Below are 22,578 nucleotides of genomic sequence, written 5' to 3'. Positions count from 1 at the left end.
TGGAGCGGGAAACGAGGCTCGAACTCGCGACCTCAACCTTGGCAAGGTTGCGCTCTACCAACTGAGCTATTCCCGCAATGTCCATTCTTTGGAGGCGCGATCCGGAGTCGAACCGGACTGACCGGATTTGCAATCCGGGGCATAACCGCTTTGCTATCGCGCCCCAGAACCCTGGACGGGATTCTGTAGAAGCCGGATTTGGTTGTCCGACTTCGATAAAAAATGGAAGCCTGGGCTTCCATTTTTTTGAACCTGGAGCGGGAAACGAGGCTCGAACTCGCGACCTCAACCTTGGCAAGGTTGCGCTCTACCAACTGAGCTATTCCCGCAGGTCTTCAACACACTGCCTGCATCAACTGCCGTGCAATTCTTGCGAATTGCTTTGTTGCTGCTGCACCGTTTGCGCTGAAGCCGAGAGTATAGAACGGTTTTTGACGCTCTCGCAAGAGTTCGGCGACTTCTTTATGAAGATCGCCCAAACGCCGCGCTTCACGCGCGAGCGCTCATCACGCTGAAATGAACGACGGCGCCCGAAGGCGCCGTCGTCATGGGAGTCGCGAACGGATCGCGATCAATGCTTCAGCGAATCGCCTGCATCGGGCTTCGGCTCCGCGACCTTCTCGGCCGGCGTCGTCGTCGCAGCGACCTCTTCCTCAGGCAGGGCCTGCGGATAGGTTTCGAGGGCCACTTCCAGCACGCGATCGATCCAGCGGACCGGCACGATCTCGAGCTGGTTCTTCACGTTCTCCGGAATGTCCTGCAGATCCTTGACGTTCTCTTCCGGAATCATGACCGTCTTGATGCCGCCGCGATGCGCCGCCAGGAGCTTCTCCTTCAGGCCGCCGATCGCCGTGACCTCGCCGCGCAGCGTGATCTCGCCGGTCATCGCCACGTCGGCCCGCACCGCGATCCCGGTCAGCGCCGACACGAAGGCCGTCGTCATCGCGATGCCCGCGCTCGGACCATCCTTGGGCGTCGCGCCGTCAGGCACGTGCACGTGGATGTCGCGCTTCTCGAAGAGCTCATCCTTGATGCCCAGGCGGCGAGCCCGCGACCGCACCACCGTACGCGCCGCCTCGACCGATTCCTTCATCACGTCGCCCAGCGAGCCGGTGCGGATGATGTTGCCCTTGCCCGGCATCGCGGTGGCTTCAATGGTCAGCAGATCGCCGCCCACTTCCGTCCACGCCAGACCGACCACCTGACCGACCTGGTTCTTCTTCTCCGCACGGCCGAAGTCGTACTTGCGAACGCCCAGGAATTCGTTGAGGTTGTCCTCGTTGACGACCACCTTGCCGTCATAGGCCTTCAGCTGCAGGCCCTTGACGACCTTGCGGCAGATCTTGGAGATCTCACGCTCCAGCGACCGCACGCCGGCTTCCCGGGTGTAGTAGCGGATCACGCCGCGGATCGCGTCTTCGGTGACCTCGAGCTCCTCGTCCTTCACGCCGTTGTTGCCGCGTTGCTTCGGCAGCAAGTAGCGCTGGGCGATGTTGACCTTCTCGTCCTCGGTGTAACCCGACAGACGGATGACCTCCATCCGGTCCAGCAGCGCCGGCGGGATGTTCAGCGAGTTCGACGTCGCCACGAACATGACATCGCTCAGGTCGTAGTCGACCTCGATGTAATGGTCGGCGAAGGTGTGGTTCTGCTCGGGGTCCAGCACCTCCAGCAGCGCCGACGACGGGTCGCCGCGGAAGTCCATGCCCAGCTTGTCGATCTCGTCGAGCAGGAACAGCGGATTGCGCGTGCCGACCTTGCTCAGGCTCTGCAGCACCTTGCCCGGCATCGAGCCGATGTAGGTGCGGCGATGACCGCGGATCTCGGCCTCGTCCCGCACGCCGCCCAGCGCCATGCGCACGAACTTGCGGCCCGTGGCGCGCGCCACCGACTGCCCCAGCGAGGTCTTGCCCACGCCCGGAGGTCCGACCAGGCACAGGATCGGCGCCTTGACCTTGTCGACGCGCTGTTGCACCGCGAGGTACTCGAGGATGCGTTCCTTGACCTTGTCGAGGCCGTAGTGGTCCTCGTTGAGCACTGCCTCGGCGTTCGCCAGGTCGTGCTTGATCTTGGTCTTCTTCGCCCACGGCAGGTTGACCAGCGTGTCGATGTAGTTGCGCACGACGGTCGCTTCCGCGGACATCGGCGACATCAGCTTGAGCTTCTTGAGCTCGGACTCGGCCTTCTTGCGCGCTTCCTTCGGCATGCGAGCCGCCTGGATCTTCTTCTCCAGCTCCTCCATGTCGGCGCCTTCCTCGCCGTCGCCCAGCTCCTTCTGGATGGCCTTGACCTGTTCGTTCAGGTAGTACTCGCGCTGGGACTTCTCCATCTGGCGCTTCACGCGGCCACGGATGCGCTTTTCCACCTGGAGGATGTCGACCTCGTGCTCGAGCAGGTCCAGCAGCTTCTCCAGCCGCTTGCCCACTTCGGACAGGTCCAGCACGGACTGCTTCGCATCGAGCTTCAGCGGCAGGTGCGCGGCGATCGTGTCGGCCAGGCGGCCGGCATCGTCGATGCCGGCGATGGACGTCAGGATCTCCGGCGGGATCTTCTTGTTCAGCTTGACGTACTGGTCGAACTGCTGCGTCACGGCGCGGCGCAGGGCTTCGACTTCGGGCTGGTCGTCGGCTTCGGGCGGAATGGGCACGACCTCGGCGGTGAAGTGCTCTTCACCGTCCTCGATCTTGCTCGTCGTCGCGCGTTGCAGGCCCTCGACGAGCACCTTCACCGTGCCGTCGGGCAGCTTCAGCATCTGCAGGATGCTGGAGACGCAACCCATCTCGAACATGTCGTCGGGCTTGGGTTCGTCCTTGCCAGCCGCCTTCTGCGCGACCAGCATGATCTGGCGCCCTGCTTCCATCGCCGCTTCCAAGGCCTTGATGGACTTGGGACGACCCACGAAGAGCGGGATCACCATGTGCGGGAACACGACCACGTCGCGCAACGGGAGCAGCGGCAGCGTGATGGGTTCCGCGGGGAGGATCGGATGACCGGACATGAAAACCTCTCTTTCTCAAGCCCATCTAGGGCCCGAGCTACCAATTACAAGGTGCCGTTCAATAGCCTTTGAGCGATTGCTTTCCACGTGAAGTGATGGCAAGCGAATCGCCCGGGGTGCCCTCGCGACCTCAGGCGCTGGCCTTGGTTTCGCGATAGACCAGCAACGGCTTGGTGTCCTCGTCGATGTTGTGTTCGTCCAGCACGACCTTGGCGACGCTCTCCAGCGACGGCAGCTCGAACATGGTGTCGATCAGCGCGTGCTCGACGATCGAGCGCAGACCGCGGGCCCCCGTCTTGCGGGCCAGCGCCTTGCGCGCGACGGCGCTCAGCGCCGACGGGCGGACTTCCAGTTCGACCCCGTCCATCGAGAACAGCTGCTGGTACTGCTTGACCAGCGCGTTGCGCGGCTCGGTCAGGATCTGCACCAGCGCGTCTTCAGTCAGCTCGCCGAGCGTGGCGATCACCGGCAGGCGGCCGACCAGCTCCGGGATCAGCCCGAACTTGATCAGATCGCCGGGTTCGACTTCGCGGAACAGCTCGCCGATCTTCTTGTCGCTCTTGCTCTTGACGTCGGCACCGAAGCCGATGCCGGAGCGCTCGGAGCGGTTCTGGATGAGCTTCTCCAGCCCGTCGAAGGCGCCGCCGCAGATGAACAGGATGTTGGTCGTGTCGATCTGCAGGAAGTCCTGGTTCGGATGCTTGCGACCACCCTGAGGGGGGACCGACGCCATCGTGCCTTCGACCAGCTTCAACAGCGCCTGCTGGACGCCCTCGCCCGACACGTCGCGCGTGATCGACGGGTTGTCCGCCTTGCGGCTGATCTTGTCGATCTCGTCGATGTAGACGATGCCGCGCTGCGCGCGTTCGACGTCGTAATTGCAGTTCTGCAGCAGCTTCTGGATGATGTTCTCGACGTCCTCGCCGACATAGCCGGCTTCGGTCAGCGTCGTGGCATCGGCGATCACGAACGGGACGTTCAGGACACGCGCCAGCGTCTGAGCGAGCAGCGTCTTGCCCGACCCGGTCGGTCCGATCAGCAGGATGTTGCTCTTGGACAGCTCGACGCCGTCCTTCGTGTCGGCCGCGTGGCGCAGCCGCTTGTAATGGTTGTAGACCGCGACGGACAGGGTGCGCTTGGCCACGTCCTGGCCGATCACGTACTGGTCGAGCGTCGTCTTGATCTCGCTGGGGACGGGCAGGTCCGACTTGCTGGCACGTCCGCCGGTCGCCGCCTCGGCGGGGACCTCGTCGCGGATGATGTCGTTGCACAGCTCGATGCACTCGTCGCAGATGAACACCGACGGACCCGCGATCAGCTTCTTGACCTCATGCTGGCTCTTGCCGCAGAAGGAGCAATACAAGACTTTTTCGCTGGAGTTGCCTTTTTTCTCGGCCATGGGAGTGCTGCTGGGGCTGCTGAAGGGCTGCGGGGAATACAGGCAAGTGCCTGCATTGATGATAGTTCAATTGCCGGCACCACCCTTGGAGGGATAAAAGCCCCTAAGGGTGGTCAGTTGGTGCGGTCAACTGGCGGTCAGTTGACGCGCGGCGCCGGCAGTTCGATCTGCACCGATCAGAAGATTTCCTGTTCTTGAGAAATCTCCCGCTCGGAAGCGACGGCAAGGGTCGGGGAGAAGGCAAGCGGCGTCCCCACAGGGACGCCGCCGCACACAGGACGAGGACCGGACCTCGATGCGCGATCAGCGCTTCTCGATCACCTTGTCGATCAGGCCGTACGTCGCCGACTCGGCGGCCGACATGAAGTAGTCGCGCTCGGTGTCGGCCTGGATCTTCTCCAGGCTCTGCCCGGTGCGTTCGGCCAGGATGCGGTTGAGCTGCTCGCGGGTCTTGAGGATCTCGCGGGCGTGGATCTCGATGTCCGTGGCCTGACCCTGGGCGCCGCCCAGCGGCTGGTGGATCATGATCTTGGAGTTCGGCAGCGCGAAGCGCTTGCCCTTCTCGCCCGCGGCCAGCAGGAAGGCGCCCATCGACGCCGCCATGCCCATGCACAGCGTCGAGACCGACGGCTTGATGAACTGCATCGTGTCGTAGATCGACATGCCGGCCGAGACGCTGCCGCCCGGCGAGTTGATGTACAGCGAGATCTCCTTCTCGGGGTTCTCGCTCTCCAGGAACAGCAGCTGCGCGACCACCAGGTTGGCGACGGCATCGTTCACCGGGCCGACCAGGAAGACGATGCGCTCGCGCAGCAGGCGGCTGTAGATGTCGTAGGCGCGCTCGCCGCGGCCCGACTGTTCGATGACGATGGGCACCATGCCCAGGTTGCTGGTTTCAAGCGCGCTCATGAAATCCTCTGATGTGTTTCGAGATCACGACAAACCATTATGTCGTGCGCTCCATCCCCTGACCGTCCGAGGGTGGCCCCCTTCGGGGGAGCCTTCGCGACGGTAGCGCCGGGGAAAGAAAAAGGCGCCGGCCTCGCGGCCTGGCGCCTTACTTGGCGATGGGATTGCGGCGAATCAAGAGCAACGCCGAAAAACCCTGCGCCAGGACCGCGTGTCCGACGATCAGGCTGTGGCCATCAGCTCGTCGAACGGCAGCTGCTTGTCGGTGATCTTGGCCTTGCCTAGGATGAAGTCGGTGACGTTGTTTTCGATCACGACGGCTTCGACCTCGGCCATGCGCTCGCGGTCCGACAGGTACCAGCGCACGACTTCCGCCGGCTTCTCGTAGCTTTGCGAGATCTCTTCGATGTGGGCCTGCAGCTGCTCGGGCTTGGCCTGCAGGTTCTGCGAACGAACCAGCTCGGCGACCACCAGACCCAGGCGCACGCGCTTCTCGGCTTGGTCGTTGAACAGTTCGGCGGGGATCGGCGCCTTGTCGGCGTCCTTGATGCCGCGCTTCTTCAGGTCTTCGCGGGCGTTGGCGACCATGCGCTCGGCTTCACCGGCGATCAGCGACTTGGGCACGTCCAGTTCGGCCTTGCCGACCAGCGCGTCCATCGCAGCACCCTTGTTCTTGGCCAGCACGCGGAACTTCACTTCGCGCTCGAGGTTCTTCTTGATGTCGGCGCGCAGGGCCTCGACCGTGCCTTCCTTGATGCCCAGGGCCTTGGCGAACGATTCGTTCACTTCGGGCAGGTGCTGGGCCTCGATCTTCTTGACCGTGACCAGGAAGTCGGCTTCCTTGCCGGCAACGTCCTTGCCGTGATAGTCCTCGGGGAAAGCGAGCGGGAAAGTCTTCGATTCGCCGGCCTTCATGCCGCGGACCGCCTTCTCGAAGGCTTCGAGCATCTGGCCTTCGCCCAGCAGGAACTGGAACGCGTCGGCCTTGCCGCCGGCGAAGGGTTCGCCGTCGATCTTGCCTTCGAAGTCGATGGTGACGCGGTCGCCGTCGGCGGCCACATCCGCCGCGCCGCGTTGGGCGAACGAACGGCGCTGCTTGCGCAGGATCTCGACAGTCTTGTCGATGGCTTCATCGGTCACGTCGGCGGAGACGCGCTCGATCTCGGCCTCGGCCAGGTCGGCGATCTTCACTTCCGGATAGACCTCGAAGGTCGCGTCGAAGGCCAGCTCGCCTTCGGCGGCTTCGTCCTTCTGGGCGATGCTGGGCATGCCGGCGACTCGCAGCTTGGCCTCGTTGGCGGCGACGCTGAAGGCCTCACCCAGCTTGTCGTTGACGACTTCGTACTGGACCTGCGCGCCGTAGCGCTGCGCCACGAACGACATCGGCACCTTGCCGGGACGGAAGCCGTCGGCCTTGACCGTGCGGGCCAGCTTCTTCAGGCGGGACTCGACTTCGGAGTTGATGACAGTGGCCGCCAGCGTGAGCGTGATGCGGCGTTCGAGCTTTTCGAGAGTTTCGACGGTGACAGCCATAGTGGACTCGGAATCAGTTGAGAGGGTGGTGCGCGGGGCCGGACTCGAACCGGCACGCCCGTGAAGGCGTCAGGACCTAAACCTGGTGCGTCTACCAATTTCGCCACCCGCGCCGGGTGAACTGAGGTCGTCGCGATCGCCGCGCGCTGTCTGCGCGCAGTCTGCGCAACGGCCCCTTGGTAATTCATGACGCGAAGGATGAACCCAGGGCCCTGCCCTCCGCGATCCGGAAAACCGGCGATTGTAATCAAGGAATCGATGCTTTCCGACGCACCCCCGCCCGTCCCGGGCGGGGGAAACCCCTGCGGGGCTTGTGCGCAGTCAGTGCGTGGTTGGCGCGATGCCCGCGTCCTTGTCGCGTTCGACGCGGAACCAGGCGGCATACATCGCCGGCAGCGCCAGCAGCGTCAGCACGGTGGCCACGATCAGGCCGCCCATGATGGCCACCGCCATCGGGCCCCAGAACACGCTGCGAGACAGCGGCACCATCGCCAGCACGGCGGCCGCGGCGGTCAGCGCGATCGGGCGCAGACGACGCACGGCGGACTCGACGATCGCCTGCGCCGGCGGCACGCCGCGGCTGCGGTCCTGCTCGATCTGGTCGATCAGGATCACGGAGTTCCGCTGGATCATGCCCATCAGCGCGATGACACCCAGCAGCGCGACGAAGCCGAACGGCCGGTTCAGGAGCAGCAGCGCCGCCGACACGCCGGCGATGCCGAGGAAGCCGGTCAGGAAGGCCAGCATGGCGCGCGAGAAGCTGTGCAGCTGCAGCATCAGCAGCGTGAAGGTGATGAACAGCATGATGGGCACGCCGGCCGCGATCGAGCCGGTGCCCTTGCTGCTCTCCTCCACCGCGCCGGCGATCGAGATCGAGTAGCCGGGCGGCATGTCCTTGCGCATCGCGTCGAGCGCGGGCCAGAGCTGGTTCGTCACGGTCGCGCCCTGCAGGCCCTCGATGACATCGCCTTGCACGGTGATCGCGAACTGGCGGCTTTCGCGGTGCATCACACCGGGCTCCCAGGTGAACTGGGGCTTGGCGATCTGGGTCAGCGGCACCGAGCGACCGGAGGCGGTCGGGACATAGGCGTTGGCGAGTTCGGACAGCGTGTCGCGCTCCTGCACCGGCTGGCGCAGGACGATGTCGATGAGCCGATCGGCCTCCCGGTACTGCGCCACCGTCGTGCCGGAGACAAGGATGCGCGCCGCCTGCGCGATGCTCTGGCTGGTCACGCCCAGCGCGCGCGCCTTGTCCTGGTCGACCTGAAGGCGCAGGACCTTGATGGACTCGTTCCAGTCATCGTTGACGCCGACCATGTTGGGGTTGGCGCGCATCTGCTCCTTGGCGCGGTCGGCGTACATCCGCAGTTGCGCGGGATCGTCGCCGGCGATGCGGAACTGCACCGGGTATGGCACTGGCGGGCCGTTGGGCAGCAGCTTCACGCGGCCGCGCACCTCGGAGAACTCCTGCGCCAGGATCTGCGGCAACTTGTGGCGCAGCGTCTCTCGGTCGGCTGGCGTCCTGGGCTGGATGATGGCCTGGCTCACGTTGGTGTTGGGCAGGATCTGGTCCAGCGGCAGGTAGAAGCGCGGCACGCCCGAACCCACCCAGGTCGCGATGCTGCCCACCAGCGGCTCCTTGGCCATGCGGGCCTCGAAGCGCTTGGCGACGACGTTGCTCTCCTCGATCGTGGCCCCCTCGGGCAGCCAGAGGTCGACGAGGATCTCCGGCCGGCTCGAGTCCGGGAAGAACTGCTGCTGCACCTTGCCCATGCCGGCCAGACCGAGCACGAACACCAGGATCGTGATGCCGATCGTCTTCCAGCGGTGGAACACGCACCAGGCGACCCAGCGGCGGAAGCGGTTGTAGAACGGCGTGTCGAAGACCTCGTGAGCCTCGCCCTCGTGGCCGGCGCGTGTCTTCAGCAGCAGCGCGCCCAGGTAGGGCACGAAGTACACGGACACCAGCCACGAGATCACCAGCGCCGCCGCGGTCACCGCGAAGATGGCGTAGGTGTACTCGCCGACGGTGGATTTCGCCAGACCGATCGGCAGGAACCCGACCGCGGTGATCAGGGTGCCGGTCAGCATCGGCTTGGCGGTGGCGTCGTAGGCATACGTCGCCGCGTGCATCTTGTCGTAGCCCTCTTCGAGCTTGCGCACCATCATCTCGACCGCAATGATGGCGTCGTCGACGAGCAGCCCCAGCGCGATGATCAGCGACCCCAGCGAGATCTTGTGCAGGCCCACGCCGGCATAGAGCATCACGACGAAGGTGATCGCCAGCACCAGCGGGATCGTGATGCCCACGACCAGGCCCGGCCACACGTCGATGCGCAGCGGCTTGGTGTGCAGGCCCAGCGCGATGAAGCTCACGCCCAGCACGACGACGACCGCCTCGATCAGCACGTGCACGAACTCGCCCACCGAGCTCTTCACGGCCGTGGGCTGGTCCTGGATCTGCTGCAGCGAGATGCCGGCCGGCAGTTGCTGCTGCAGCCGCTTGACGCTGGTCTGCAGCGCCTTGCCCAGCGCGATGATGTCGCCGCCCTTGCCCATCGACACGCCCAGCGCCACGACCTGCTTGCCGTTGAAGCGGACCATCGTGGTGGCCGGGTCGACGTAGCCGCGGCGGACCTTGGCGATGTCGCCCAGGCGGATGCTGCTGGCCGCGCCGGTCTGCGTGTTGGTGCCGCGGATCGGGAATTCGCTCAGCGCCTGGACCGAGTTGAGCTGACCCTCGATGCGGATCTGCACGTTGGCGCTGCCGGCGTTCATCGTGCCGGCGCTCTCGACCGCGTTCTGCGCGTTGAGCTGCGACACCACCTGGTTGAAGTCCAGGCCCAGCTCGGCGAGCCGCTTCTGCGAGATCTCGATGAACAGCTTCTCGGCCTGGACACCGAAGAGGTCGACCTTGGCCACGTCCTGCACGCGCAGCAGCTCGGAGCGCACGGCTTCGGCCTGTTGGCGCAGTTCCTCGATCGAGAAGCCGCCGTCGGACGACAACGCGAAGATAGAACCGTAGACGTCGCCGAATTCATCGTTGAAGAACGGGCCCAGCACGCCCTGCGGCAGCGTGGCCCGCAGGTCGCCGATCTTCTTGCGGACCGTGTACCAGAGCTGCGGCACCTCGGTCGGCGCGGTGTTGTCCTTCACCTGGAAGATGGTGAGCGACTCCCCCGGCTTGGTGTAGCTGCGGATCTTGTCGGCGTGCGGCACCTCCTGCAGGGTGCGCTCGATCTTGTCGGTGACCTGTTCGGCCATCTGCTGCGGCGTCGCGCCTGGCCAGTAGGCCTGCACGACCATCGCGCGGAAGGTGAACGGCGGGTCTTCGTCCTGGCCCAGCTGGAAGTAGGCGGCGAAGCCCAGCACCATCAGCACCACCATCAGGTAGCGCGTCAGCGGGGCGTGCTCCAGCGCCCAGCGCGAGAGGTTGAAACCGGCGCGGCTCGGGTTGCTCATTCAGGGCTCCCAAGGATCAGCGCGAAGCGGTCGGAGCCGGCGCGGGCGCTGCGCCCTCGGTCGGCGTGCCCGGCGGAACGAAGCGCTTGACCTTCTGCCCTGGCGTGAGCACATGGCCGCCGGCGGTCACGACTTCCATCCCGGGCGACAAGCCCTGCACGACCAGTTCGTTGCCTTCGGCGCCCGCGACGGTCACCACCTTCGGGCTCACGGCCATCGTTTTCGGGTCGAGCAGCAGCACGGAACTCTTGCCCTGCACTTCCATCACGGCGCTCAGCGGCAGCTTGATCGCGTTGTCCGACGGCGTGCCGGTCAACACGACCGTCGCGGTCTGGCCCAGGTGCACGTTCTGGCTGTTCAACTCGGCCTTCACCAGGAAGGTCCGCGTCACCGGATCGGCGGCGGCAGCCAGTTCACGCAGTTTGATCGGCTGTGCGTCGGCCTTGGTATCGGTCCAGAGGCGGACCTTCAGGCCGTCCGGACGCGCAGCGGCGGCGCGCACCAGCGCGATCTGGTCTTCGGAGACGGAGAACACGATGTCCCGCGGCCCGTCATTGGCCACGCGCACGACCGGCGTGCCGGCGGCCACGACCATGCCGGGCTCCGCGTCGATGCCGGTCACGACGCCGGCCGCGTCGGCGATCAGGCTCGAGTACTGCGCCTGGTTGCGCTGCACGTCCGACTGGGCACGAGCCGATTCGAACTGCGCCTGCGCGGCCTTGAAGGCGGCGTCGCGGCGATCGAGTTCCGCCGCGCTGATGAAGCCCTGGCGGTGCAGATCGATGTAGCGCCGGTAGTCGGCACCGAGCTGGTCGCGATTGACACGCGCCGCCAGCACGGTGGACTTGGCGGCCTCCTGGGCGAGCACCAGATCCGAGCTGTCGATCCGCGCCAGCACCTGCCCGGGCTTGACCACCGACCCGAGGTCCACCTTGCGTTCCAGGATCTTCCCGGCGACACGGAAGGACAGCCTCGACTCAAGACGGGCCCGCACCTCGGCGGCGAACTCGCGTTGCAGGCCGGCCGATTGCGGCGTCAGTACCACGGTGCGCACATAGCGCTCCGGCTCGGGCGGCGGAGCCTGCTTGCCGCAGGCGGCCAACACGGCCATGGCGGCCACGGCGGCGGTCGCCGCCAGCCACGTCGATGCACGCCCCCCGGAGCCGGCGAACGCAGGTTCGGATACGGCGCCGGACGTACCGGCGGGCAGGGACACAAGAGACCGTTGGGGCATGAACACCTCGACAAAGCCACGACGCCCGGCCTTGGGCATCGGAGTAACTGACTGACCGGTCAGTAATGTATTCAGCGTGTCCGGACGTGTCAAACCGACGGCGTACGGTTCACCGGGGTACTGCTCGTGGTCTGCGGAGAGTGACGCCCGTGGCAAACCGCCGAGGGTCCGGGACGTCAGGTTGACGCAAACGGCACCGCCCGCTCAGCGGAGAATGCCGCCCGTGAGCATAGAGCACTACGAAAACTTTCCTGTCGCTTCCTGGCTGAGCCCGCCGGCGTTGCGTCCCGCGATCATGGCGATCTACAGATTCGCGCGGACGGCCGACGACTTGGCCGACGAAGGCGATGCGACGCCCGCGCAGCGATTGCGCGACCTGGCGGACTATCGCGCCGATCTGCGCGCCGTGGCCTCCGGCCAGGCGCCCTCGCCGCGGTGGGAGACCCGTGTGTTCGCACCGCTGGGACGCGTCCTGGTCGAGTACCGCCTGCCGGTGCCGCTGCTGGAGGACCTCCTCGATGCCTTCGAGCAGGACCTCGTGAAGACCGATTACGCGACCCGCGCCGAATTGCTCGACTACTGCAGCCGCTCGGCCAACCCGGTCGGGCGCCTGCTGCTGCACCTGTACGGCATCGACGACCCCGAGTCGCTGCGGCGCTCGGACGCGATCTGCTCGTCGCTGCAGCTGATCAACTTCTGGCAGGACTTCACCGTCGACGGCCCGCGCGGCCGGATCTACGCGCCGCTGGAAGATCGCCGTCGTCACGGCGTCGAGGGACAGGACCTGCTGTCGCTGCGCGACGGCCCGGCGGCGCGCGCGCTGATCGCGTCACTCTGCGACTGGGCCCGCGCCTTGATGGCAGAAGGGGCGCCGCTGGCTCGCCGGATTCCGGGCCGGGCCGGCTGGGAGCTGCGCTTGGTGGTACAAGGCGGCCTCCGCATCCTCGACAAGCTGGCATCGAACCGTTTCGACGCCTTGCTCCGACGGCCGACGATCGGTGCGTCCGACGCACCGCTCCTGCTGTGGCGCGCGATGACGATGCCGGCGGACCGGATGAACCCACGCCGCGAAGGGACGGCGCGATGAACACCAAGACCGACAAGACTTCAGACACGACGACCGCCTCCGGCGCCTCCTCACCGGAGCAGTACGTCCAGCAGAAAGCCGCCGCGAGCGGCTCGAGCTTCTACTACGCGTTCCTTTTCCTGCCACCGCCTCGCCGCGCGGCGATCACTGCCTTCTACGCATTCTGCCGGGAGGTCGACGACGTGGTGGACGAGGTGTCCGATCCGGGCGTGGCCGCGACCAAGCTAGCCTGGTGGCGCAAGGAAGCGATGAGTGCCTTCAGCGGCCAGCCCTCGCATCCTGCGATGAAGGCGCTGATGCCGCACGTCCAGGATTACGACATCCGCGTCGAGCATCTGCTGGCCGTCATCGACGGCTGCCAGATGGATCTGGAGCAGACGCGCTACCTCGACTATCCCGGCCTGCAGCGCTATTGCCACCTGGTGGCGGGCGTGGTGGGCGAGGTGGCCTCGGGCATCTTCGGCCGCGCGGATCCCCGCACCATCGCCTACGCCCACAAGCTGGGCCAGGCGATGCAGCTCACCAACATCATCCGGGATGTCGGCGACGACGCGCGACGCGGCCGCATCTATCTGCCGGTCAGCGAATTGCAGCAGTTCGACGTGAAGGCGCACGAGATCCTCAAGCGCGACGCCCCCTGGGGCTACAGCGACCGGTTCACCGCGCTGATGAAGTTCCAGGCGGACCGCGCGCACGCGCTGTACGACGAAGCCGTCGCCCTGCTGTCCGATACGGACCGCAAGGCGCAGAAGCCGGGCCTCATGATGGCCAAAATCTACCGCACGCTGCTGCGCGAGATCGAGGCCGAGAACTTCCAGGTCCTGCACCAGCGCATTGCGCTGACGCCGCTGCGCAAGCTGTGGATCGCGATGAAGACGAACTGGCGCGGGCGCTGACGTGACGCGATTGGCCGTCATCGGCGGCGGCTGGGCGGGGCTCGCCGCGGCCGTCGAGGCGGTGTCGCTGGGCGCCGCCGTCACGCTTTTCGAGATGGCGCCGACGCTCGGCGGGCGGGCACGCACCCTCGAAGGCGTCGAGCCGGTGCTCGACAACGGCCAGCACATCCTGATCGGCGCCTACACGGACACGCTGGCACTGATGCGGCGCGTGGGCGGCGATCCGGACGCGGACCTGCTCCGCATGCCGCTGCGGCTGCGTTATCCCGATCGCGAGACACTGCAATTGCCTGCCGGCCCCCCTACCCTCGCCTTCCTGCGCGGGGTGCTGAGCTGCGCGGCGTGGTCTTGGCCGGATCGACTGCGCTTCCTGATAACCAGCAGCTTATGGACGATGCGCGGTTTCCGTTGCGATCCGGGGCTGACCGTCGCCGAGCTCTGCGACGGGCTGCCGCGCGCAGTGCGCGACGACCTGATCGATCCGCTGTGCGTCGCCGCGTTGAACACGCCGTCCACCCAGGCGAGCGCGCAGGTCTTCCTGCGGGTGCTCAAGGATGCCTTGTTCAGCGGTCCGGGCAGCGCGGATCTGCTGCTGCCGCGACGCGGGCTGGGCGCACTGTTGCCCACCCCGGCGCGCGCCTGGCTGCAATCGCGTGGGACGGAGATCCGAACTCGACGCGTCCAGCACCTCGAAGCGGAGGGCAAGCGTTGGATCATCGACGGCGATCTGTTCGACGCCACCATCGTCGCCTGCAGTTCCAACGAAGCCTCCCGACTCACGCGCGAACTGGCGCCGCATTGGAGCGCCGTCGCCGGCGCGTTCGAGTTCCAGCCGATCGTCACCATCTATCTGGAAAGCGCCGGCTCGGAGCTCCCGGCCCCGATGGTGGCGCTGCGCGAATCGGCCACTGAGCCGGCACAGTTCGCCTTCGATCTCGGCCAACTCGGCCAGCATCCAGGGCTGTTCAGCCTCGTCGTCAGCGGCGCGGCACCATGGATTGTCCGGGGACTCGATGCCACCGGCGCCGCGGCGCTGGCGCAGGCCCAGCGGCACTTCCAGTGGGCGACGCCACCGCGGATCGTCCGGGTGCTGAGCGAAAAACGGGCGACCTTCGCTTGCACGCCCGGGCTGCTCCGCCCGGAAGCGCCGATCGCGCCAGGGATCTGGGCGGCGGGGGATTACCTCGCCGGCCCCTATCCAGCAACACTCGAAGGCGCCGTTCGAAGCGGCTTGTTCGCGGCCCGTTCCGCAATGCGGCACTCCATCGGCGAAGCGTCCGTTTGATGCCTTCCCTCACCCGGTTCTCGCACCGCTGATGGGCAAAAGCGACGGAACGCGCCCACCGGCGGCCTCTCTCGGTTTCGCCATGCAAAACCCTGGAGAAATCCTTCACAATCGTCCGCATGAAGTCCAAGGAGCTCCAGACCCCCGCCATCCAGGTCCTCGAGCGCACGTTTGCGCTGTTGGACGTCCTGGCCCAGCACCAGGACCCCGTGTCCCTGAAGCTCATCAGCGAGACCACGGGACTGCATCCGTCGACCGCCCACCGCATCCTGAACGACCTGACCCTAGGACGTTTCGTGGATCGTCCCGAGGCCGGCAGCTACCGGCTGGGCATGCGCCTGCTGGAACTGGGCAACCTGGTCAAGGCTCGCCTGGACGTCCGCGAGGCTGCGATCGGCCCGATGCGCGAGCTCCACAAGCTGACCCACCAGCCGGTCAACCTGTCGGTGCGGCAGGGTGACGAGATCGTCTACATCGAGCGCACCTACTCCGAGCGCAGCGGCATGCAGGTCGTGCGCGCGGTCGGCGGCCGCGCACCGTTGCACCTGACCTCGGTCGGCAAGCTTTTCCTTGCCAGCGACGATCCTCAGCGCGTGCGGGCGTACGCGACCCGCACGGGACTCTCCGGCCACACACGCAACAGCCTGACCGAGATCAACCTGCTTGAACGCGAGATGGCGCTGGTGCGCCAGCGCGGCGTCGCGCGCGATGATGAAGAGCTCGAACTCGGCGTGCGCTGCATGGCCGCCGGCATCTATGACGACCAGGGCAAGCTGGTGGCGGGACTGTCCATCTCGGCACCCGCGGATCGGCTGGAGGAAGGCTGGTTGCCGCGTCTGAAGGAGACGGCGACCCGGATTTCAGCGTCGCTCGGTTTCCGGGGCTGAGTGCTCCCGAAGGTCCGTCCGCGAGCACGCACGAAAAGACGGGCCGGAGAAACGACGAAGCGGGCGCAGGGCCCGCTTCTTTCATTCCAGAGTCATCCGGCTTACTTCGCCGAGATCACCGGCGTCAGCGCCGTCGCACCGGCGGTCGGCGGGGTCGCAACAGACGCCAGCGGCGACGCGGCACCGGTCAGCCACTTGCGCACCCGCTCGGCGTCGCCGATGCGCGAGTACTTCCCGGCGGAATCCAGGAACACCATGATCAGCTTGCGGCCGGCGAGTTGCGCCTGCATCACCAGGCACTGGCCGGCTTCGTTGATGAAACCGGTCTTCTGCAAGCCGATGTCCCAGTCGCCCTTGCGAACCAGGCCGTTGGTCGTGCCGAAGCGGACCTGCTTGCGGCCCAGCGCGACCGTGTATTCGGACGAAGTCGACAGCTCGCGCATCAGCGGGAACGAGTGCGCGACCTTGACCAGCTTGGCCAGGTCGGCAGCGCTCGACTGATTGCGGCTGGACAAGCCGGTCGGCTCGACGTAATGCGTGTCCATCATGCCCAGCATCTGGGCCTTGGCGTTCATTGCCGCCACGAAGGTTTCCAAGCCGCCCGGGTAGTTGCGGCCGAGCGCATGCGCCGCGCGGTTCTCCGAGGACATCAGCGCCAGATGCAGCAGCTCGCCGCGCGTCAGCGTCGTGCCGACGGTCAGGCGCGAGCCGGTGAACTTCTCGGTGTCCTTGTCCTCGTCGGTGATCTCGATCTTGTCGTCGAGCGACTGGTTCGCCTCGACGACCAGCAGCGCGGTCATCAGCTTGGTGATGGACGCGATCGGCAGCACCGCCGACGGGTTCTTCGAGAACAGGACCTCGTTGGTGTCCTGGTCGACGACGTAGGCGACGCTGGATTTCAGATCGAGCGGATCTTCGGTGTCGTGCAGCCCGTACATCGTCCCGAAGGACGGTTTGGACGGGACGACCTCCCGGACCGGGGCCGCCGCGCGGGCAGCCACCTTGCGCGGAGAGCGCGGGGCCGGCTTGGCCTGCCGCACGCTCTTCACCTTGGCTTTGGAGGACGACGAGGTGGCCGCCTGCGCCGATTGGATCGGCGCGAGACTGGCGGTCAAACCCGTCAGCAACATGACGCCGCTGAGCGCGGCACCAGACAGCAATGTCGCAATGGTCTTCAATCCAGTCCCCAGGTCAGTGGGCGCGAGTTTAGGGGATCGCTGAAAGACCGGCAAGATCAATGACTTAACGCAGGCTCTTAAAGTGCCCGAATCCGTGCCATCCGACGCGGCCGTGAACTCCGCGTGCGCTGTCCTGTCAACCTTGGGCGGCGACCCGCTCCGTCTTGCTCTGCAACTTGTTGAGAGCGCTCAAATATGCTTTGGCCGAGGCGACCACGATATCGGGATCTGCCCCCACGCCGTTCACCACGCGCCCCGCATGTTGCAGACGCACCGTGACTTCGCCTTGCGATTCTGTGCTGCCGCTGGTGATCGCACTGACCGAATACAGCAGCATTTCCGCCCCACTTTGGACCTTGCTCTCGATCGCCTTGAGCACCGCGTCCACCGGACCGTTGCCGTCGCTTTCGGTGCGATGCTCGGTTTCACCCTCGGCGAAGACCACCTGCGCCTGTGGCCGTTCGCCGGTTTCCGAGCGCTGCGCCAGCGCCACCAGCCGGTAGTGCTCCTGGACCTGGGTGACCGACTCGTCCATCACGAGCGCGATGATGTCCTCGTCGAAGATTTCGGACTTTCGGTCGGCCAGGTCCTTGAACCGGACGAAGGCGGCGTTGATCTCGGCCTCCGATTCCAGCACCACGCCCAGTTCCTGCAACCGCTGCTTGAACGCGTTGCGGCCCGACAATTTGCCCAGCACGATCTTGTTCGCGCTCCAGCCGACGTCCTCGGCCCGCATGATTTCGTAGGTATCGCGAGCCTTCAGGACACCGTCCTGATGGATGCCCGAGGCATGCGCGAACGCATTGGCACCGACAACGGCCTTGTTGGGCTGGATCACGAAACCAGTGGTCTGCGAGACCAGCTTCGACGCAGGCACGATCTGCGACGCATCGACGCGCACGTCCAGGCCAAAGTAGTCGCGACGGGTCTTTACCGCCATCACGATCTCCTCGAGCGAGCAGTTGCCTGCACGCTCGCCCAGCCCGTTGATGGTGCACTCCACCTGCCGCGCGCCGCCGATCTTCACGCCGGCCAGCGAGTTGGCCACCGCCATGCCCAGGTCGTTGTGGCAGTGGACGCTCCAGATCGCCTGGTCGGAGTTCGGGACGCGCTCGCGCAGCGTCTTGATGAACTGGCCGTAGAGCTCCGGGATCGCGTAGCCGACCGTGTCGGGGATGTTGATCGTGCGCGCGCCCTCGCGGATCACCGCCTCGACGACACGGGCGAGGAATTCCGGATCCGAGCGGTAGCCGTCTTCAGGCGAGAACTCGATATCGCCGGTCAGGTTGCGGGCAAAGCGGACGGCCTGGGTCGCCTGCTCCAGCACTTGCTCGCGGGTCATGCGCAGCTTCTTCTCCATGTGGAGCTCGCTGGTCGCGATGAAGGTGTGGATGCGGGCGCGCGCCGCGCCCTTGAGCGCCTCGGCCGCGCGGGCGATGTCGCGATCGTTCGCGCGGGCCAGCGAGCAGATCGTGCTGTCGCGGATCGCATCGGCGATCGCCTTCACCGCTTCGAAATCGCCTTGACTCGCCGCCGCGAAGCCCGCCTCGATCACGTCCACCTTCAGCCGCTCCAGTTGCCGCGCGATGCGCAGCTTCTCGTCCCTGGTCATGGACGCGCCGGGCGATTGCTCGCCGTCGCGCAGCGTGGTGTCGAAGATGATCAGGTGGTCGGACATGTCGGGGCTTCCTTGCGGTGGCGGGCCGCGGGCCGGAACGGCCCGATCAGCGAGTTTAGGCGGCGAGAGCGCTCACAAGGGCGGCCCGGAGGCCGCCCGGCGCCTCACACGGCAACGCGATCGGCGAGCTTCAGCACGCCGCGTTGCGACGCACGGCGCAGGCCGGAGACGATCGCCTTCAGCGAGGCCGACGCGATGTTGCCGTCCATGCCGACGCCAAACAGCGTCGCCTCGCCCACGCGAAGCTCCAGGTAGGCCACCGCCTGCGCGTCGGCGCCGCTGCCCATCGCGTGCTCGTGATAGTCCAACACCCGGACCTGGGTCTTCAGCAGCTTGTTCAGACCCTCGACGAAGGCGTCGATGGGTCCCTTGCCCTGCCCGTCGATCTTGACCATGCGCACGCACAGGTCGGCCTGCGCCTGGACGCGGGTCTGGCCGTCCTCGGCGGTGTCGATCTGAGGGTGCAGCGACGGCGCCTGCTTCACGCCGTACTCCCGGTCGAAGATGCGCCACAGGTCGGCGGCGCCCAGCTCCTTGCCGTTCGTGTCCATCACGCCTTGAACGATCTGACTGAACTCGATCTGCAGGCGGCGCGGCAGTTCGATACCGTACTCAGCCTCGAGCAGATACGAGATGCCGCCCTTGCCCGACTGGCTGTTGACGCGGATCACGGCCTCGTAGCTGCGACCGAGGTCCTTCGGGTCGATCGGCAGGTATGGAATCTCCCAGACGTCACCTTCCTTGCGGGCGGCGAAGGCCTTCTTGATCGCGTCCTGGTGCGAGCCGGAGAACGAGGTGTAGACCAGTTCGCCGACGTACGGATGGCGCGGGTGCACCGGCAACTGGTTGCAGTGCTCGACACAGCGGCGGATCTCGTCGATGTCGGAGAAGTCCAGCTCCGGATGCACACCCTGCGTGTACAGGTTGAGCGCGACGTTCACCAGATCGAGGTTGCCGGTGCGCTCGCCGTTGCCGAAGAGGCAGCCTTCGAGGCGGTCGGCACCGGCCATGATCGACAGTTCTGCCGCCGCCGTCCCGGTACCGCGGTCGTTGTGCGGGTGGACCGACAGCACGATGCAGTCGCGGCGCTCGACGTTGCGCCCCATCCACTCGATCATGTCGGCGAACAGGTTCGGCGTGGAATGCTCCACCGTCGACGGCAGGTTGATGATGATCTTGCGTTCCGGGGTCGCCCCCCAGGCTTCAGTCACCGCATCGACGACGCGCTTGGAAAAGCTCAATTCAGCGCTGGAGAACATCTCCGGCGAGTACTCGAAGCGGAAGTCCGTCTCCGGCTGCTTCGCCGCGAACTCGCGGATCATCCGCGTGTGGGTGACGGCCAGATCGACGATCTCGTCCTCGCTCATGCCCAGCACGACGCGTCGCATCACCGGCGCAACGGCGTTGTAAAGGTGCACGACCGCCCGCTTGGCGCCAACCAGCGATTCGAACGTGCGCTCGATCAGTGGCTGACGCGCCTGCGTCAAGACCTGGATCGTCACGTCGTCGGGGATGTGGCCCTGCTCGATCAGCAGCCGCACGAAGTCGAAGTCGGTCTGCGACGCGGACGGGAACCCGACCTCGATCTCCTTGAATCCGATCTTCACGAGCATCTGGAACATGCGCAGCTTGCGTTCCGGATCCATCGGCTCGATCAGCGCCTGGTTGCCGTCGCGCAGGTCGGTGCTCAGCCACAGCGGCGCCTTCGTGATCTGCACGTCGGGCCAGCGGCGGTCCGGAAGGGCGATGGGGGCGAAGGCGCGGTACTTGGTCTGCGGTTGCTTGAGCATGAGAGCGTTCCTGTGGGTTCAGGGGCGCAACTCGCAGACTCTCCAGAAACAGGAACGGCCCGTTGCGAGTTGCATTCGGGCCGTTGATCTGGGAAGAGCGTCTGGATGGACGGACGTGCGCGATCTAGCGAACCCGAAGGTCACCTAGTAGTAGCAGCGCAATTCGGGCCGGGGACGTCATAGCTGTTGAATATAGGGGCGCGGCGCGTGCAGCGTCAATGTCAGTGGGCGAATGGCCGCGCCGCGAGCGTTCGCTATCGGTGAAGGCCCGCTTCATCGGGCTCGTCGGTCGACATCGCGATCACGCTCGCCGGCTTGCCCTTGGCACGCCGGACCGCGTAGACGATGTAGCCCGAAATGCCATACGCGCAGAAGACACCGAACAGCACCCGCGGCGGATCGATATTGATTGCCGCGATCGCCAGCATGATCACCACCAGCACGATGAACGGCACCGAGCGCTTGAAGGTGATGTCCTTGAAGCTGTAGAACGGCGCGTTGGTCACCATCGTCAGGCCGGCGTAGAGCGTGAAGCCGAAGGCCAGCCACGCCAGCGCCGGATCGCGGTGGATGTCCTTGTAGCCCGCACTGTCGAGCGCCCAGATCAGGCTCATCACCAGCGCCGCGGCGGCCGGGCTGGGCACTCCCTGGAAGAAGCGACGGTCCACGACCGCGATGTTGGTGTTGAAGCGCGCCAGGCGCAACGCAGCGCCCGCGATATAGACAAACGCTGCGAACCAGCCCCACTTGCCCAAGCCCTGCAGCGCCCAGGAATACATGATCAGTGCCGGCGCGGCGCCGAAGGACACCATGTCGGACAGCGAATCCATCTGCTCACCGAAGGTGCTCTGCGTGTTGGTCATGCGCGCGACGCGACCGTCCAGGCTGTCGAGCACCATCGCCGCGAAGATGCCGTAGACGGACTGCTCGAAACGGCCGCCGATGCCCATCACGATCGCATAGAAGCCGCTGAACAGCGCCGCCAGCGTGAAGAGGTTGGGCAGCAGGTAGATGCCCTTGTGGCGCGGGCGCTGCGGGGCGTCGAGGGCATCGGCCTCGTCCTCGTCCAGCAGGTCCACGCTCTTGTTTTCAGTCGGATTCATGGGGGCGGAGGATAACCCAGCGCATCAACGGAAAAGGCCGCGCGGTGCGACCCGCGCGGCCTTCTGGACTGATCTGACGCGATCTGCGTGGATCAGTTCTTCGACTTGTCGACCAGCTTGTTGGCCTTGATCCACGGCATCATCGCGCGCAGCTGCTCGCCGACCTGCTCGATCGGGTGCTCGGCGGTCAGGCGGCGGCGGCTGATCAGCGTCGGGGCGCCGGCCTTGTTTTCCAGGATGAAGGACTTGGCGTACTCGCCGGTCTGGATGTCCTTCAGGCACTGGCGCATCGCGTCCTTGGTCGCGGCGGTCACCACACGCGGGCCGGTCACGTACTCGCCGTACTCCGCGTTGTTGGAGATCGAGTAGTTCATGTTGGCGATGCCGCCTTCATAGATCAGGTCGACGATCAGCTTCAGCTCGTGCAGGCACTCGAAGTAGGCCATCTCGGGCGCGTAACCGGCTTCGGTCAGCGTCTCGAAGCCCGCCTTGATCAGCTCGACGGCGCCGCCGCACAGCACGGCCTGTTCGCCGAACAGGTCGGTCTCGGTCTCTTCGCGGAAGGAGGTCTGGATGATGCCGGCCTTGCCGCCACCGTTCGCGGCCGCATAGCTCAGCGCCAGGTCACGCGCCTTGCCGGTCTTGTCGGCGTAGACAGCGATCAGGTGCGGCACGCCGCCGCCCTGCTTGTAGGTGTTGCGCACCGTGTGGCCCGGGGCCTTCGGGGCGACCATCCAGACGTCCAGATCCTCGCGCGGCTGCACTTGGCCGTAGTGGACGTTGAAGCCGTGGGCGAAAGCCAACGACGCGCCCTGCTTGATGTTGGGCTCGACTTCCTTCTTGTAGACGTCGGCGATCTGCTCGTCGGGCAGCAGGATCATGACCACGTCGGCGACCTTCACCGCGTCGGCGATCTCGGCGACCTTCAGGCCGGCACCTTCGGCCTTGGCCCAGGACGCGCCGCCGCGGCGCAGGCCCACGGTGACCTTCACGCCGCTCTCGTTCAGGTTCTGGGCATGGGCGTGGCCTTGTGAGCCGTAGCCGATGATGGTGACGTTCTTGCCCTTGATCAGGCTGAGGTCGGCGTCCTTGTCGTAATACACGTTCATGGTGGTCTCTCCGGGGAAAACAGGTCGGGG

At 66.0% G+C, this 22,578-nt stretch carries 15 protein-coding genes and 4 tRNA genes; 4 read left to right on the top strand and 15 right to left on the bottom strand.

Going from position 1 to position 22,578, the window contains the following annotated elements:
* The 10 genes from AC07OZ_RS24980 to AC07OZ_RS24935 form a co-directional block, all read right to left on the bottom strand.
* A tRNA-Gly gene (locus AC07OZ_RS24980) sits at nucleotides 1-76 on the bottom strand.
* A 13-nt stretch (nucleotides 77-89) separates the two neighbouring features.
* Nucleotides 90-163: transfer RNA gene (locus tag AC07OZ_RS24975), tRNA-Cys, on the bottom strand.
* A gap of 90 nt (nucleotides 164-253) precedes the next feature.
* Nucleotides 254-329, bottom strand: a tRNA-Gly gene (locus tag AC07OZ_RS24970).
* A gap of 242 nt (nucleotides 330-571) precedes the next feature.
* Entirely contained in the window at nucleotides 572-2,998 is a 2,427-nt protein-coding gene (gene lon, locus AC07OZ_RS24965) for an endopeptidase La (protein ID WP_495469762.1), read from the bottom strand.
* Nucleotides 2,999-3,128: 130 nt separating this feature from the next.
* Nucleotides 3,129-4,397, bottom strand: coding sequence for an ATP-dependent Clp protease ATP-binding subunit ClpX (gene clpX / locus AC07OZ_RS24960; protein WP_495469761.1), 1,269 nt, complete (start codon nucleotides 4,395-4,397; stop codon nucleotides 3,129-3,131).
* 303 nt (nucleotides 4,398-4,700) lie between these two features.
* Complete coding sequence (gene clpP, locus AC07OZ_RS24955) at nucleotides 4,701-5,306, bottom strand: ATP-dependent Clp endopeptidase proteolytic subunit ClpP (protein ID WP_067275631.1); 606 nt, start codon at nucleotides 5,304-5,306, stop codon at nucleotides 4,701-4,703.
* Nucleotides 5,307-5,528: 222 nt separating this feature from the next.
* The gene (gene tig, locus AC07OZ_RS24950) at nucleotides 5,529-6,839 is read right to left on the bottom strand and encodes a trigger factor (protein WP_495469760.1); all 1,311 of its coding nucleotides are present in this window, start codon (nucleotides 6,837-6,839) and stop codon (nucleotides 5,529-5,531) included.
* Between the two features lie 26 nt (nucleotides 6,840-6,865).
* A tRNA-Leu gene (locus tag AC07OZ_RS24945) sits at nucleotides 6,866-6,952 on the bottom strand.
* Nucleotides 6,953-7,160: 208 nt separating this feature from the next.
* Nucleotides 7,161-10,301, bottom strand: a complete 3,141-nt coding sequence (locus AC07OZ_RS24940) for an efflux RND transporter permease subunit (RefSeq protein ID WP_495469759.1) — start codon at nucleotides 10,299-10,301, stop codon at nucleotides 7,161-7,163.
* Between the two features lie 16 nt (nucleotides 10,302-10,317).
* Complete coding sequence (locus AC07OZ_RS24935; RefSeq protein ID WP_495469758.1) at nucleotides 10,318-11,535, bottom strand: efflux RND transporter periplasmic adaptor subunit; 1,218 nt, start codon at nucleotides 11,533-11,535, stop codon at nucleotides 10,318-10,320.
* Between the two features lie 181 nt (nucleotides 11,536-11,716).
* On the opposite strand from AC07OZ_RS24935, the gene hpnC reads away from it, so the two are divergent.
* The 4 genes from hpnC to AC07OZ_RS24915 all read left to right on the top strand — a co-directional run bounded on the left by hpnC (nucleotide 11,717) and on the right by AC07OZ_RS24915 (nucleotide 15,690).
* Complete coding sequence (gene hpnC / locus AC07OZ_RS24930) at nucleotides 11,717-12,622, top strand: squalene synthase HpnC (RefSeq protein ID WP_495469885.1); 906 nt, start codon at nucleotides 11,717-11,719, stop codon at nucleotides 12,620-12,622.
* Nucleotides 12,619-13,518: a presqualene diphosphate synthase HpnD gene (gene hpnD / locus AC07OZ_RS24925; protein WP_495469757.1), complete on the top strand. Its 900-nt coding sequence runs from the start codon at nucleotides 12,619-12,621 to the stop codon at nucleotides 13,516-13,518. The genes hpnC and hpnD overlap by 4 nt, the downstream gene beginning before the upstream one ends.
* 1 nt (nucleotide 13,519) lies before the next feature.
* Nucleotides 13,520-14,803: a hydroxysqualene dehydroxylase HpnE gene (gene hpnE, locus AC07OZ_RS24920; RefSeq protein ID WP_495469756.1), complete on the top strand. Its 1,284-nt coding sequence runs from the start codon at nucleotides 13,520-13,522 to the stop codon at nucleotides 14,801-14,803.
* A 119-nt stretch (nucleotides 14,804-14,922) separates the two neighbouring features.
* A complete protein-coding gene (locus AC07OZ_RS24915; RefSeq protein WP_067275654.1) occupies nucleotides 14,923-15,690 on the top strand; it encodes an IclR family transcriptional regulator in 768 nt (255 codons plus the stop codon).
* A 101-nt stretch (nucleotides 15,691-15,791) separates the two neighbouring features.
* Here AC07OZ_RS24915 and pbpG read toward each other — a convergent pair whose 3' ends face one another.
* The 5 genes from pbpG to ilvC form a co-directional block, all read right to left on the bottom strand.
* Entirely contained in the window at nucleotides 15,792-16,820 is a 1,029-nt protein-coding gene (pbpG, locus tag AC07OZ_RS24910) for a D-alanyl-D-alanine endopeptidase (protein ID WP_495469755.1), read from the bottom strand.
* Nucleotides 16,821-17,004: 184 nt separating this feature from the next.
* Nucleotides 17,005-18,546: a 2-isopropylmalate synthase gene (locus AC07OZ_RS24905; RefSeq protein ID WP_495469754.1), complete on the bottom strand. Its 1,542-nt coding sequence runs from the start codon at nucleotides 18,544-18,546 to the stop codon at nucleotides 17,005-17,007.
* Between the two features lie 104 nt (nucleotides 18,547-18,650).
* Nucleotides 18,651-20,336, bottom strand: a complete 1,686-nt coding sequence (gene leuA, locus AC07OZ_RS24900; RefSeq protein WP_495469753.1) for a 2-isopropylmalate synthase — start codon at nucleotides 20,334-20,336, stop codon at nucleotides 18,651-18,653.
* Nucleotides 20,337-20,590: 254 nt separating this feature from the next.
* A complete protein-coding gene (gene pssA, locus AC07OZ_RS24895; protein WP_495469752.1) occupies nucleotides 20,591-21,439 on the bottom strand; it encodes a CDP-diacylglycerol--serine O-phosphatidyltransferase in 849 nt (282 codons plus the stop codon).
* A 92-nt stretch (nucleotides 21,440-21,531) separates the two neighbouring features.
* Nucleotides 21,532-22,548 (bottom strand): ketol-acid reductoisomerase, encoded by a 1,017-nt coding sequence (gene ilvC / locus AC07OZ_RS24890; RefSeq protein ID WP_495469751.1) that lies wholly within the window; start codon nucleotides 22,546-22,548, stop codon nucleotides 21,532-21,534.
* Nucleotides 22,549-22,578 lie beyond the last annotated feature (30 nt).

This window comes from Roseateles sp. GW821-FHT09G03 (assembly GCF_059416045.1).
This window is presented reverse-complemented; position numbering and strand designations above follow the sequence as displayed.